Annotated in this window: 11 protein-coding genes; 2 read left to right on the top strand and 9 right to left on the bottom strand. The window is 60.8% G+C overall.

Features of this window, described 5'->3' with window-relative positions:
- Nucleotides 1-15: 15 nt before the first annotated feature.
- The 8 genes from gyrB to mutM form a co-directional block, all read right to left on the bottom strand.
- On the bottom strand, nt 16-2,433 hold the full coding sequence (gene gyrB, locus KG698_RS07490; RefSeq protein ID WP_213684935.1) for a DNA topoisomerase (ATP-hydrolyzing) subunit B: 2,418 nt from the start codon (nt 2,431-2,433) through the stop codon (nt 16-18).
- Between the two features lie 115 nt (nt 2,434-2,548).
- The gene (locus tag KG698_RS07485; RefSeq protein WP_213684934.1) at nt 2,549-3,169 is read right to left on the bottom strand and encodes a LysE family translocator; all 621 of its coding nucleotides are present in this window, start codon (nt 3,167-3,169) and stop codon (nt 2,549-2,551) included.
- The gene (recF, locus tag KG698_RS07480) at nt 3,166-4,272 is read right to left on the bottom strand and encodes a DNA replication/repair protein RecF (protein ID WP_213684933.1); all 1,107 of its coding nucleotides are present in this window, start codon (nt 4,270-4,272) and stop codon (nt 3,166-3,168) included. Before recF ends, KG698_RS07485 begins: the two co-directional genes overlap by 4 nt.
- A 97-nt stretch (nt 4,273-4,369) precedes the next feature.
- A complete protein-coding gene (dnaN, locus tag KG698_RS07475; protein WP_213684932.1) occupies nt 4,370-5,488 on the bottom strand; it encodes a DNA polymerase III subunit beta in 1,119 nt (372 codons plus the stop codon).
- A 135-nt stretch (nt 5,489-5,623) separates the two neighbouring features.
- Nucleotides 5,624-7,006, bottom strand: coding sequence for a chromosomal replication initiator protein DnaA (dnaA, locus tag KG698_RS07470; RefSeq protein ID WP_213684931.1), 1,383 nt, complete (start codon nt 7,004-7,006; stop codon nt 5,624-5,626).
- 586 nt (nt 7,007-7,592) lie between these two features.
- Entirely contained in the window at nt 7,593-7,859 is a 267-nt protein-coding gene (gene rpsT, locus KG698_RS07465; RefSeq protein ID WP_213684930.1) for a 30S ribosomal protein S20, read from the bottom strand.
- A 191-nt stretch (nt 7,860-8,050) separates the two neighbouring features.
- Entirely contained in the window at nt 8,051-8,827 is a 777-nt protein-coding gene (locus KG698_RS07460) for an enoyl-CoA hydratase (RefSeq protein ID WP_213684929.1), read from the bottom strand.
- Nucleotides 8,828-8,902: 75 nt separating this feature from the next.
- Nucleotides 8,903-9,769 carry a bifunctional DNA-formamidopyrimidine glycosylase/DNA-(apurinic or apyrimidinic site) lyase gene (mutM, locus tag KG698_RS07455; protein ID WP_213684928.1) on the bottom strand — a complete coding sequence of 289 codons (867 nt, stop codon included), beginning with the start codon at nt 9,767-9,769 and terminating at the stop codon, nt 8,903-8,905.
- An 87-nt stretch (nt 9,770-9,856) separates the two neighbouring features.
- Between mutM and ubiE the strand changes: the two genes are divergently transcribed.
- Both ubiE and ubiB read left to right on the top strand, forming a co-directional pair.
- Nucleotides 9,857-10,612 carry a bifunctional demethylmenaquinone methyltransferase/2-methoxy-6-polyprenyl-1,4-benzoquinol methylase UbiE gene (ubiE, locus tag KG698_RS07450; protein ID WP_213684927.1) on the top strand — a complete coding sequence of 252 codons (756 nt, stop codon included), beginning with the start codon at nt 9,857-9,859 and terminating at the stop codon, nt 10,610-10,612.
- A 1-nt stretch (nt 10,613) separates the two neighbouring features.
- Nucleotides 10,614-12,146 (top strand): 2-polyprenylphenol 6-hydroxylase, encoded by a 1,533-nt coding sequence (gene ubiB / locus KG698_RS07445; protein WP_213684926.1) that lies wholly within the window; start codon nt 10,614-10,616, stop codon nt 12,144-12,146.
- Between the two features lie 3 nt (nt 12,147-12,149).
- Here ubiB and KG698_RS07440 read toward each other — a convergent pair whose 3' ends face one another.
- Complete coding sequence (locus KG698_RS07440) at nt 12,150-12,818, bottom strand: flagellar hook capping FlgD N-terminal domain-containing protein (protein WP_213684925.1); 669 nt, start codon at nt 12,816-12,818, stop codon at nt 12,150-12,152.
- Nucleotides 12,819-12,831 lie beyond the last annotated feature (13 nt).

Raw genomic sequence — 12,831 nt, 5'->3', positions numbered from 1 at the left:
GCGCGCGGCAGGCGCTTAGAAATCAAGGTTCTCGACGCTGAGCGCGTTGGCTTGGATGAACTCGCGCCGTGGTTCGACGACATCGCCCATCAGCTTGGTAAAGATATCATCCGCCTCGGCCAGATCATCGACTTTGACCTGCAACAGGGTGCGCGCCTCGGGGTCGAGGGTGGTTTCCCAGAGCTGGCTGGGGTTCATCTCGCCCAGACCCTTGTAGCGCTGGAGTTGCAGGCCCTTTTGCCCCTCCTCCAAGATCGCATTCAGCAATTCGGTCGGCCCATGGATCAGCTGCTCACGCTCTTTGCGCGAGAGCTTGGCAGGATCGCGATACACCTCGCGGCTGTCGCGGCTGACCTCGGAAAGCTTGCGCGCCTCGCCCGAGCGGAGCACCGCACCATCAAGCGTGCGGATTTCCTCGACGCCACGCAACACGCGCGACAGGCGAATACCATGCTCTTGGGTGATCCGCCCGCTCCAGCCGCGCTCATACTCGGCGGCGACCAGATCAAGACGGTTCGCCACATCATCGGCCACGCGCTGAAGGTCGCCATCGGCACGGCCCGGATCAAAGGCACCGGCAATCGCGGCCTGTTCCAGAATGTGGCGGGGGTAATGGGTTGGGAAAGCGTCAAGAATACGCTTGAAGCTGCGCGCACCCTCGACCACGCGGGTTAGATCGGCACCGGCAATCTCTTCGCCCTTGGGCAGGCGCAGCACTGCCCCTTCGGTGCCTTGCTGGATCAGGTAATCCTCAAGCGCGCCTTGATCCTTGATATAGACCTCGGATTTGCCACGGCTGACCTTGTAAAGCGGCGGTTGCGCAATGAACAAATGCCCCCCTTCGATCAGTTGCGGCATCTGCCGGAAGAAGAAGGTCAGCAAAAGCGTGCGGATATGCGCGCCATCGACATCGGCGTCGGTCATGATCACGATCTTGTGGTAACGCAGCTTTTTCAGATCGAACTCGTCCCGCCCGATCCCGGTGCCAAGGGCTGTGATCAGCGTGCCAATCTCTTGGCTGCCCAGCATCCGGTCAAACCGCGCGCGCTCGACGTTCAAGATCTTGCCACGCAGGGGGAGCACCGCTTGGTTATGGCGCGAACGGCCCTGTTTGGCCGATCCACCCGCGCTGTCACCCTCGACCAAGAAAAGTTCAGACTTGGCCGGGTCTTTTTCCTGACAATCGGCCAGCTTGCCCGGAAGGCTTGCCACATCCATCGCGGTTTTGCGCCGGGTCAATTCGCGCGCCTTGCGCGCTGCCTCGCGCGCAAGTGCGGCTTCGATGATTTTGCCGACGATCTGGCGCGCCTCTTGCGGATGTTCTTCGAACCATTCGCCCAGCTTTTCATTCATCAGGTTCTCGACCGCCGGACGCACCTCGGATGAGACGAGCTTATCCTTGGTCTGGCTCGAGAATTTCGGATCAGGCACCTTGACCGACAGCACGCATGTCAGCCCCTCGCGCGCGTCATCGCCGGTGAAATTCACCTTTTCGCGCTTGGCGATGCCCGATGACTGGGCATAAAGGTTGATCGAGCGTGTCAGCGCGCCGCGAAAGCCCGCCATATGCGTGCCGCCATCGCGCTGCGGGATGTTGTTGGTAAAGGGCAGCACCATCTCGTTGTAGCTGTCGTTCCACCACATCGCGACTTCGACGCCGATGCCATCCTTTTCGCCCGAGATATAGATCGGCTCGGACATCACGGATGTCTTGGAACGGTCGAGGTAACGGACGAATTCGCGCACGCCACCCTCATAGACCATCTCAACGCGCACAGGCTCGGCATGGCGCAGATCTTCGAGCACGATCTTGACGCCGGAATTGAGAAATGCCAGTTCGCGCAGCCGGTTTTCCAGCGTCTTGAAGCTGTACTCGAGGTTAGAAAAGGTGGTGGTCGAGGCTAAAAAGCGCACCTCTGTCCCCGTCTCGCCATCACTGTCGCCCACGACCTCCAGATGCTTGACGGTATCGCCGCGTTCAAAGCGGGCGTAGTGCTCTTTGCCATCGCGCCAGATGCGCAGGTCAAGCCAATCGGACAGCGCGTTGACGACCGAAACCCCCACACCGTGCAGACCGCCCGATACCTTGTAGGAATTCTGGTCGAATTTGCCCCCGGCATGAAGCTGGGTCATGATGACTTCGGCGGCGGAAACACCCTCTTCCTCGTGGATGCCGACGGGAATGCCACGACCATTGTCGCGCACCGAGACGCTATCATCAGGGTGCAAAATAACCGTCACCGCATCGGCATAGCCCCCCAAGGCCTCGTCAATACCGTTGTCGACGACTTCATAGACCATGTGATGGAGACCCGAGCCATCGTCGGTGTCACCGATATACATGCCGGGGCGCTTGCGGACAGCGTCTAAGCCTTTGAGAACCTTGATAGAATCTGCGCCGTATTCGCTCGACGCCTGGGCGTTGTCTGCCATTGGGATCTCTGCCTGTTCTGTTTGATGTTTTATACCCAACGGGCCGGGGAATGTCACGCTGCAGACACAATATTTAGATGTTTTGCGCGGGCTTACCGCGAAACCCTATGGCCCGTCAGACAAAGGGGATGGCCACGCCCACCAAGATCAGCAAGACACCCGAGCCGATGTTCAGCCTGCGGATCGCGCGCGGGCTTTGCAGCAAGCGCCGCGCACGATCAAGAAACAGCGCCAGCCCCAGATTGCCGATCAAAGGCACCACCGCCGAGATCGCAAGGATGGCAACGATATCAGGCACAGCAATCTGCGTCAGATCGAAGAATCCGGGCAAAAAACCCATGTAGAACAAGATCGCCTTGGGGTTGCCGATCACGGCGGCGACGCCCACGGAAAACCCCGCCCAAAGGCCGGGCCGCGTCATCCGGCTATCGGTGCCGGGTGCCTTGGCGGGTGCGCGAAACAAGAGGAGCCCCATGCCGATAAAGACTAAGGCCGCGATCCAGCGCATCACGGCAAGCGCATCGCCGTAAAGCGACAGCACCCAAGCCAATCCAAGAATTGCGCAAAGCGGCCAGATCAGATCGCCCAGCGCCACACCCACGGCCAAGGGCCAAGCCCCTGCCATGCCGCCCGACAGCGCGCGCGCGGTCAGCGCGACCCAAACAGGGCCGGGAATGATCCACAACCCTGCCATCGCGGCGGCATAGAGGGCCAATTGTTCAAATGTGACGGTCATGATGGGGCTTCATCGCAAAATCGGGCCTCGCTTGCCCCGCCTTGGTCTGTGACGCTCAGATGTTGGGCGCGCGCGCCCAGTTCGGTGAAAAGCTCTGGCCCCGTGCCGGTCATGAAGGCCTGCGCGTCAAGCTGGCAAATCTCGTCAAAAAGTGCCGCACGGCGGCCTGAATCCAGATGTGCCGCGACCTCGTCAAGCAGCACCAAGGGCGCGCTGCCTGTCTCGGCCTTAAGCGCGCGGGCATTGGCCAGCACCAGCGAAATCAGCAGCGCCTTTTGTTCGCCGGTCGAACATTGCGCCGCTGGCATCGCTTTCTCGCTGTAGATCGCGGATAGATCCGCCCGGTGCGGGCCGATTAAGCTGCGCCCTGCGGCCATGTCGCGGGAACGGCTTTCAGAAAGGGCCGCGGCAAAATCGGCAGGCGTGGCCAGATCATCCATCTCAAGCGCAAGGGCCGCAGTCGGAAAGGCCGTGACCGCACCCTCTTGGGCTGCGATGATCCGCGCAATAGCATCGCGGCGATGGGCGGTCAGCCGCGCACCCGCATCAGCCATCTGCCCCTCGAGCGCACCATACCAGCGCGCATCTTGCACCCCATCCTTGAGCAAGCGGTTGCGTTCGCGCATCGCTTTTTCATAGCTCAACACCGCCTCGGCATGTTCGGGGAAAAAACTCAGCGCGATGCGGTCGAGAAAGCGCCGCCGCCCATCGGCCCCTTCGATCCAAAGCCGGTCTTGTGCGGGCACCAGCCAGATGATGCGCAAAAGCCGCGCAAGGGCCGTTTGCGCCGCCGTCTTGCCGTCGATCTGGGTCAGGCGCGGATGATTGGGTTCAGCGCTCAGCACCACCTCATGATCGGGGCCGCCGCCGGTGATCTGGGCTGTCACCTTCCAGCCGATCGCCTCGGGGCGGCGGATGATCTCATCGGCCCCCGCGCGCCGCAGGCCACGACCGGGCGACAAGAGCGAAACCGCCTCGATCAGGTTGGTCTTGCCCGCGCCATTGCGGCCAAAGATCGCCACTGGCCGCCCATCAAATGCCAGATTGGCGCGGCGATGGCTGCGGAAATGCGACAGGGCAAGGCGCGCGACGAATGGGCTCAAAGCGTTTTCCTCGAGGAAAACGCGTGGGAAATCCCGGGATTTCCCACGCGCAAAACCCGGGTTTTGCGGTGCGGAAAACGCGCGTTTTCCGCCCCCGTCAGACCCGCATCGGCATCACGACATAGATCGCGCTGGTATCGTTACCTTCACGCATCAGCGTCGGCTCACCGGGGCTTGAGAACATGAATACCGCGTTCTCACGATCCACTTGGCTGGCAATCTCGAGCAGGTATTTCGCGTTAAACCCGATCTCGAGCCGCTCATCGCCATAGGCCACGGCCAATTCCTCTTCGGCATTGCCCGCATCGGGGGCATTGACCGAGAGCACAAGCCGATCCTCATCCAGCGCCATCTTGACCGCGCGCGAGCGCTCGGACGAGACGGTTGCCACACGATCTACGGCCTTGGCGAAATCGGCGGCGTCCACCTCCATCCGGCGGGTATTGTTCAGCGGGATGACGCGCGCGTAATCGGGGAAGGTGCCATCGATCACCTTAGAGGTGAGCGTGATCTCGGGCGTGGCAAAGCGGATCTTGGTCTCGCTCACCGACACCGCGATCTGTGCATCATCGTCGTCAAGCAGCTTGCGCATCTCGCCCACGGTTTTGCGCGGCACGATCACGCCGGGCATGCCCTGTGCGCCGCTGGGCAGATCGGCATCGATCCGGGCCAGACGATGCCCATCGGTCGCGACCGCGCGCAGCACCGGGCCACCCTCGCTTTCAGAGACATGGAAATAGACGCCATTGAGGTAATAGCGGGTCTCTTCGGTTGAGATGGCGAATTTCGACTTGTCGAACAGGCGGCGCAAAACCGGCGCAGGGCATGAGAAATTCGCGCTGTACTCGGTCGTGGACATGACCGGGAAATCTTCCTTGGGCAGGGTCGCAAGCTGAAAGGTCGAGCGACCCGCCTGCACCGTAAGCCGCCCATTCGTGGGATCATCGGCCAAGGTGACCAAGGCCCCATCGGACAGCTTGCGCACGATCTCATGCAAGGTGACGGCTGACACGGTGGTCGCACCCGCGCGTTCGACCATGGCATGGGCGCGGTCGACCACTTCAATATCAAGATCGGTGGCGCGGAAGCTGACGGTATCGCCCTCGGCCTCGATCAAGACATTGGCAAGGATCGGAATGGTGTTGCGGCGTTCGACAACGGACTGTGCCTGAGAGACAGCCCGCAACAAGGTGGCGCGCTCGATCGAGAATTTCATGGCCCTGGCTCCGACAAATGCGGGGGATGCGAGCCTCGCCGCCTCCCCCGTGTGCATAAGCATTTATTTAAGGAGTGTCGCGCGCGGGCGCGGGCGTCAAGCCCCATAGGGACCGGACAGCTTAATGTCGTGCAATCAAGCCTCAAGCATCCGGCGCAAAATCTCGGCATCCTCGGCGATTTGGCTATCCACGGCCATCAGCTCTTCGATCTTGCGCACACCGTAAAGAACGGTGGTGTGATCGCGGCCACCTAGCTTGCGGGCAATCTCGGGGTAGCTGCGGCTGGTCAGTGTTTTGGACAGGAACATCGCCATCTGGCGCGGACGGGCCACCGCGCGCGCGCGGCTAGAGCCGGTGATATCGGCTTGGCGAATATTGTAGTATTCGCAGGTCGTCTTGATGATCTGATCCAGCGTCACCTTGCGGTCGGTCGAGCGCAGGATGTCGGACAAGCAGTCTTGGACCATCTCGATCGTCACTTCGCGGCGCACCAGATCGGCAAAGGCGAACAGGCGCGTCAACGCCCCTTCGACGACGCGGATGTTGGTCGAGATGCGCTGCGCCATGAATTCGAGCACACCCTCGGCCAGCTTGATCTGGGGATTGCGCGCCAATGCCTGCTCGGCCTTGTGCTGCAAAACGCCCAAACGCAATTCGTAATCGGTAGGGTGCAGATCGACGACCAAACCGCACTGCAACCGCGAGGCGATACGGGTATCAAGCGCTTCCATATCGACGGGGGCGCGATCACCGGAAATGATGATCTGCTTGCCCTCTTCGACCAAGGCATTGAAGGTATGAAAGAATTCTTCCTGCGTCGAGGTTTTGCCGGCGATGAACTGCACATCATCGACCATCAGCACATCGACCGAGCGGAAGATCTGCTTGAAGGTCATGGTGTCTTGCTCGCGTAGCGCGCGCACAAAGCGATACATGAATTGTTCGGCCGAGAGATACAGGATGCGCGCCTCGGGAAAGCGGGTGCGCAACTCCCATGCGATGGCATGCATCAAGTGGGTCTTACCCAAGCCAACGCCGCCATAAAGAAACAGCGGGTTAAAGGTGACATCGCGCCCTTCGGCCACGCGGCGCGCGGCGGCATGGGCCAGCTCATTGGGTTTGCCGACGATGAAGTTATCAAAGGTATAGCCGGGGTTAAGCGTCGCACCGGGAAGATCATCTGTCCCGGTCTTGAGCCCAGTTCCCTGCGCGCGGAGCGATGGGCGTGGGGTCGCAACCGGGGCGGCATTGGCGTTATCGGCCCGCGCCGCATTGGCGGGGCAGACGGAAAATTCAACGCGATCCACACCGATCCCGGCAGAATTCAAATGGCGCAAAATCACATCGCGGAAATTCTGCGAGACCCAGCTGCCGAAGAAATTGGTGGGCACATGGAACCGCGCGGTGCGGTCTTCCAGACGATCGAAAACGATGGGGTCAATCCAGGCGGTAAAGTTGTTTTCGCCAACGGCTTTGCGCAGCTCAACACGGACCCGGCCCCAAGTCTCGTTCGTCATTATCGTCCCATCCTCGTTTCTTGTTTTCAGACGCCTTGCGACGCCCATTGCTTCAATCGCACCCCCGCGGATGCGAAGCGATTCTTTTGATGGTCATTGGAACTTGCCCAGACCTCCATTCCACACCCAACAGGGCGTACCACATACAACAGGTCCGGTGCTTAAGGGCGGCGGACACCGAATTTACAAATATGACGCGAAGGTCAGTCGCTCGGTGCCGGATCGATGCGGAATAACGAGAAATCAAAGCGGATCAATGATCCGCGTGAAACCACCCGTCATGCTTGAGCATCAACTTTACGCCGACACGCAGGGCCAGATGGGCGCAACCCCAAGCCGGCTTTCCAAGCACTCACTATCCCCTTCGACCTGCCCCCCAGAGCAGTTGAATCGCTCAGTCAAGCTAGCGGATTGCGCAAGGGCGCTGCAACGACTCTTCGAACTTGACACTCAACTCTTTGTCTCCCGAATCTCCCGCAAAGCGATAGCGGGTTCTGACTCCACGAAATTTTTCTCAGAAAAAAAGCGCCCCGCAGTGCGGAGCGCTTTTTGGATCACAACCCTAACGGGACGTGCTGTCGCGATTTCAGACCTTGAGGGCCTTCACACGCGCAGACAGGCGCGAGATTTTGCGCGACACGGTGTTCTTGTGCAAAACACCTTTGGTCACGCCGCGCATCAGCTCGGGCTGTGCATCGCGCAGCGCGGTTTCGGCGACGGCGTAATCGCCACCGGCGATCGCTTCCTCGACCTTGCGCAGGAATGTGCGGATGCGCGAACGACGCGCCTTGTTCACGATGGTGCGGCGCTCGGCTTGGCGGGCGCGCTTTTTTGCCTGGGGCGAATTTGCCATGCTGTCTCTCTTTCGTCTCGTCGGATCTCAAATATGCAATAGCGCGGGAGATCCCGAGCCCAGTTCAGCAACCGGGCGACTCTGGCCAAGGCGGGCCTCACACGCATGTCTGACGCGCCTATAGATGCTTTTGTTGTCGTTGCAAAGCCCTAAGCACAAACGCCGCGATATCCTAAAGAGACGCGTGCCGCCTATTTATCGCGGAACTGCGGCTCGCGCTTTTCGAGGAAGGCGGCCATGCCCTCTTTCTGGTCTTCGGTCGCAAACAGCCCGTGGAACAGGCGGCGCTCGAACAACAACCCTTCGCGCAGCGTGGTCTCATAGCTGCGATTGACCGCCTCTTTCACGGCCATCGCGGCGAGCATGGATTTCTCGGCAATTTTGGCGGCGGCGGCCATCGCCTCATCCATCAACTTTTTGGCGGGCACAACACGGCTGACAAGGCCCGAGCGTTCGGCCTCTTCGGCGGTCATGAAGCGACCGGTCAGATGCATATCCATCGATTTCGACTTGCCGACGAATCGCGTCAACCGCTGCGAGCCGCCCATACCGGCCATGACGCCCAAATTGATCTCGGGCTGGCCGAACTTCGCCGTATCGGCGGCGATGATGAAATCGCACATCATCGCCAATTCGCAACCACCGCCCAGCGCATAGCCTGCAACGGCCGCGATGATCGGCTTGCGCACGCGCAGCATGTCTTCGGCATCGGGGCCGAACATGTCGTTTGCGAAGACATCGACAAAGCTTTGCTCGCTCATCTCGCGGATATCGGCACCGGCGGCAAAGGCCTTTTCGCTGCCCGTCAAAACGATGCAGCGCACCTTGTCATTGGCATCCGCCGCCTTGAGCGCCGCCGACAACTCACCCAACAAGGTGGAGTTGAGGGCGTTCAGCGCATCGGGGCGGTTCAGCTTGATCAGCGCGATGTGATCTTCGATCTCGACGATCAGGGTCTCATAGGCCATGGGTCAGGCTCTCGGGCTATGGGTGCCACTGGGGCTTGGGGGCGGAGGGTTAGCACCATCGCCCGTGGTTTCAAGCTATCTTTGACAGTCAGGGCAATAGAAGCTCGACCGCCCCGATTGCACAACACGGCGGATTATCCCTTGGCAATCGGGGGTTAGGCAGGGCTCGCCCTCGCGGCCATAGGCGCGGAATCTGTGTTGAAAATACCCCAACTCACCATCGGCCTGACGGTAGTCGCGCAAGCTGGAACCACCGGCCTCGATCGCTTCGGACAGCACATCGCGGATGATGGGGATCATCGCGGCGATACGCGCGGGCGCGATCCGGCCTGCGTGGCGCAAGGGCGAAATGGCCGCACGGTGCAACACCTCGCAGACATAGATATTGCCCAGCCCCGCCACGATCCGTTGATCGAGCAGCGCGGTTTTGACCGGGCTGCGCTTGCCCTTGAACGCCGCGATCAGGTGATTGGCGTGAAAGGCGTTGCCCAAAGGTTCGGGGCCAATCCCCTTGATCAGCCAATGATCATCGACCGCATTGGTGGGGCACAGATCCATCGCCCCGAACCGACGCGCATCGTTAAAGGTAACGCGCGCACCCTGATCGGTGTCGATCACCACATGGTCATGCTTTTCAGGCGCGGGATGCAAATGGTGAAACTGCGCCAGCATATCGCGCGCACCCTCAGGCGCCGAGACGATCATCCGCCCCGACATGCCCAAATGCACGATCAAGGTCTCACCAGTATCGAGATCGGCCAGAATATACTTCGACCGCCGCCGAAGTGCTGTGATCGCGGCCCCTGTCAGCCGCGCGGCCATGTTTTCGGGAAAAGGCCAGCGCAGATCAGGGCGATTGACCAAAGCTTGCGCGATGCGCGCGCCCTCCAACACGGGGGCAAGCCCGCGACGGACTGTCTCGACTTCTGGAAGTTCGGGCAAAGCGGGCTTTCCTATATCACGGGCGGCGTTGTAACGCGCTGATGTGCCTCTATAAGAAGAAGCGGGTAAGAAAAAGGACAAGCCACGATGGCCGAAGACAGCACAGGTCGCACGACCCATTTCGGCTTTCGGGATGTGGCCGAGGATGACAAGGCCGGGATGGTCCATGGTGTTTTCACCAATGTCGCCTCGAAATACGACATCATGAACGATGTGATGAGCATGGGCATCCACCGCGTCTGGAAAGATGCGCTGATGGATTGGCTGGTGCCGCGCGATGGGCAACGCCTGCTTGATGTGGCGGGCGGCACGGGCGATGTTGCGTTCCGCTTTCTGGGCCGCGCACCCGGTGCCAGCGCCACCGTGCTCGACATGACCGAATCCATGCTGATCGAGGGGCAAAAGCGCGCCGAAGCGAGCCAGATGGCCGAGAAACTCGACTGGATCGTGGGCGATGCGATGGCCCTGCCCTTTGAAGACAACACATTCGACCGCTACACGATCAGTTTCGGCATCCGCAACGTGACCCGCATCCCCGATGCGCTGGCCGAGGCATTTCGCGTGCTCAAACCCGGTGGGCGGCTGATAGTGCTGGAATTCAGCCAATTGCCAAATGACGGGCTGCAAAAGCTATATGATCTGTACTCCTTCAACGTGATCCCGCGCATGGGCCAGCTGATCGCGGGGGATCGCGACAGCTATCAGTACCTTGTCGAATCGATCCGCCGCTTTCCCGACCAAGAGACATTCGCCGCGATGATCCGCGATGCAGGCTTTGAACAGGTGAGCTATCGTAACCTGTCGATGGGGATCGCAGCGCTTCATTCGGGGTGGAAAATCTGAGGTGAAGGGCCCCCATAACATCTGGCGGTTGATCCGCACCGGCGCCACCTTCGAGCGGACAGGTGCGATGAGCGCTGTGCTCGAGGCCGTGGACGCCCCGCGCACGATTCGCGTGGCCGCGCGCGTCTTGGGCTGGCCGTTCAAGTTCTTGGGGCTGCGCGGTGATCCCAGCGTGCCGCCCGTGCCGCGCGCGCTGACCGCCCTTGGCCCTGCCTATATCAAGTTCGGCCAGATCCTTTCGACCCGCCCCGATGTGGTGGGGGCCGAGATGGCGCTGCAATTGCAGGTGTTGCAAGACAAGCTGCCGCCCTTTCCCTTGGCCGAGGCAAAGCGCGTCGTGGCGCAAGAGATGGAAAAGCCGCTGGATGCGCTGTTTTCCGAATTCTCGGAACCTGTCGCCGCCGCCTCCATCGCGCAGGTGCATCGCGCAAGGCTGGTGGGGGATGGGCGCGAAGTGGCGGTCAAGATCCTGCGCCCCGGCATCGAGCGTGCCTTTCGCAAGGATATCGACGCCTTTTACCTGATCGCATGGTTTGTCGAGACACTCTCGCCCGCCTCGCGCCGGTTGCGGCCACGCGATGTCATCACCCATTTCGAAGGTGTGGTGATGCAGGAGCTTGACCTGCGGATCGAGGCCTCGGCCTGTGGTGAGTTTCACGCCAATACCAAGAACGACGCCGGTTTCGTCGTACCACAGGTGGAATGGTTCTTGTCCTCGCGCCGGATGATGACGCTGGGCTGGGTCACGGGCACAACGCTTTCGGATCTGGAAACCATCGACGCCAATGGGGTCGACCGGCGCGCGATGGGCGCACGCGTGTTGCAGATGTTTTTGCGCCATGCGCTGCGCGACGGGTTCTTTCATGCCGATATGCATCACGGCAACCTCAAGATCGCGCCCAATGGCGATCTGGTGGCGCTGGATTTCGGGATCATGGGCCGCCTCGATGCCTATACCCGCCGCGTCTATGCCGAGATCTTGATGGGCTTTATCCGCAAGGATTACCGCCGCGTGGCCGAGGTGCATTTCGAAGCGGGCTATGTGCCCGCCGACCGCGATATCGACGAGTTTGCCCAAGCGCTCCGTTCCGTGGGCGAGCCGATCTTTGGCATGGATGCCAGCCGCATCTCGATGGCGCGGCTTTTGGCCTATCTTTTCGAAGTGACCGAGCGTTTCGGGATGGAAACGCGGACCGAGCTGATCTTGCTGCAACGCACCATGGTGGTGGTCGAGGGCGTGGCCCGCTCGCTTGATCCAGAGATCAATATCTGGACCGTCGCGCGCCCCGTGGTCGAGGAATATATCCGCGAGAATATCGGCCCCAAGGCCGCGCTGCGCGATCTGGTGGCGACCGCGCGCGTTCTGGCGCGCTTTGGCCCACGCCTGCCTGCCTTGGCCGAGCGGGCCCTCTTGGCACAGGCGAACCCACCGCGCGTTGCACGCCGCAGCCCTTGGCCCGAGCGATTGGGGATCGCTGCCGCCGGGTTGATCCTTGGGGCGGGGGCGGTTGCGATCTTGGCCTATCTGACCTGAGCCTTAGCTCCCCGGCCGGCCTAGCCCCAAAAGATCACCTGCGGGAATGCCCACCCCCCCCTCCATCGACAGCCAAACCTCTTGGTCGACCATCGCGACCTCTTGGATGATGCCATAGACCATCGCGCCGCGTTCCTCGATCATCGCTTCGCCTGACCAATTCTGGACCGAAAAACTGTAAATCCCATGCGGCAGGACGTTGCCATCCAGCCCAGCAGCATTCCATGCAAAGCTGTCATCGCTGAGCGGAATGGGCAGTTGTTGCACCACCTCGCCCGCCTGATCGCGCACGATCAATTCCATCCGGTCGGCCAGCACATGGCGCGCTCCCGCCAGCGTCACGCTTTGCCCTTCGAAATTGACGGGCATTTCGGCACGCGCCTGCATCCCGATCCATGATCCGATCTGCCCCATGCCCAATGTTTGCAGCCCGGCCTGTAAGCCCTCCAGCAATTCATTGCTGCGCACCTGCTGTTCCACGGCCGAGAATTGCGCAAGCTGGCTTGCAAACTCGGTCGATTCCATCGGGTTGAGCGGATCTTGATTCTGCATCTGGGTGGTCAAAATCCGCAAGAATGTTTCGAAGTCCGAGGTGATGACACCCGCCTTGCTTGCCGATGCCCCCGTTTTGGGGTTCGCGCCAAAGCTTTGGTTGGTTTGAAAAATCTCCATCATGCTCTCCTTG

The organism is Roseicyclus sp. (assembly GCF_018402035.1).
GTDB lineage: Bacteria > Pseudomonadota > Alphaproteobacteria > Rhodobacterales > Rhodobacteraceae > Roseicyclus.
The sequence above is the reverse complement of the archived record's forward strand: the minus strand, read 5'-3'. Positions and strand labels throughout refer to the sequence as shown.

Coding starts and splice junctions, on each gene's coding strand:
- rpsT (WP_213684930.1), bottom strand. CDS start 7,859: ATGGCAAATTCGCCCCAGGCAAAAAAGCGCGCCCGCCAAGCCGAGCGC.
- dnaA (WP_213684931.1), bottom strand. CDS start 7,006: ATGACGAACGAGACTTGGGGCCGGGTCCGTGTTGAGCTGCGCAAAGCC.
- ubiE (WP_213684927.1), top strand. CDS start 9,857: ATGGCCGAAGACAGCACAGGTCGCACGACCCATTTCGGCTTTCGGGAT.
- gyrB (WP_213684935.1), bottom strand. CDS start 2,433: ATGGCAGACAACGCCCAGGCGTCGAGCGAATACGGCGCAGATTCTATC.
- KG698_RS07460 (WP_213684929.1), bottom strand. CDS start 8,827: ATGGCCTATGAGACCCTGATCGTCGAGATCGAAGATCACATCGCGCTG.
- KG698_RS07485 (WP_213684934.1), bottom strand. CDS start 3,169: ATGACCGTCACATTTGAACAATTGGCCCTCTATGCCGCCGCGATGGCA.
- dnaN (WP_213684932.1), bottom strand. CDS start 5,488: ATGAAATTCTCGATCGAGCGCGCCACCTTGTTGCGGGCTGTCTCTCAG.
- KG698_RS07440 (WP_213684925.1), bottom strand. CDS start 12,818: ATGGAGATTTTTCAAACCAACCAAAGCTTTGGCGCGAACCCCAAAACG.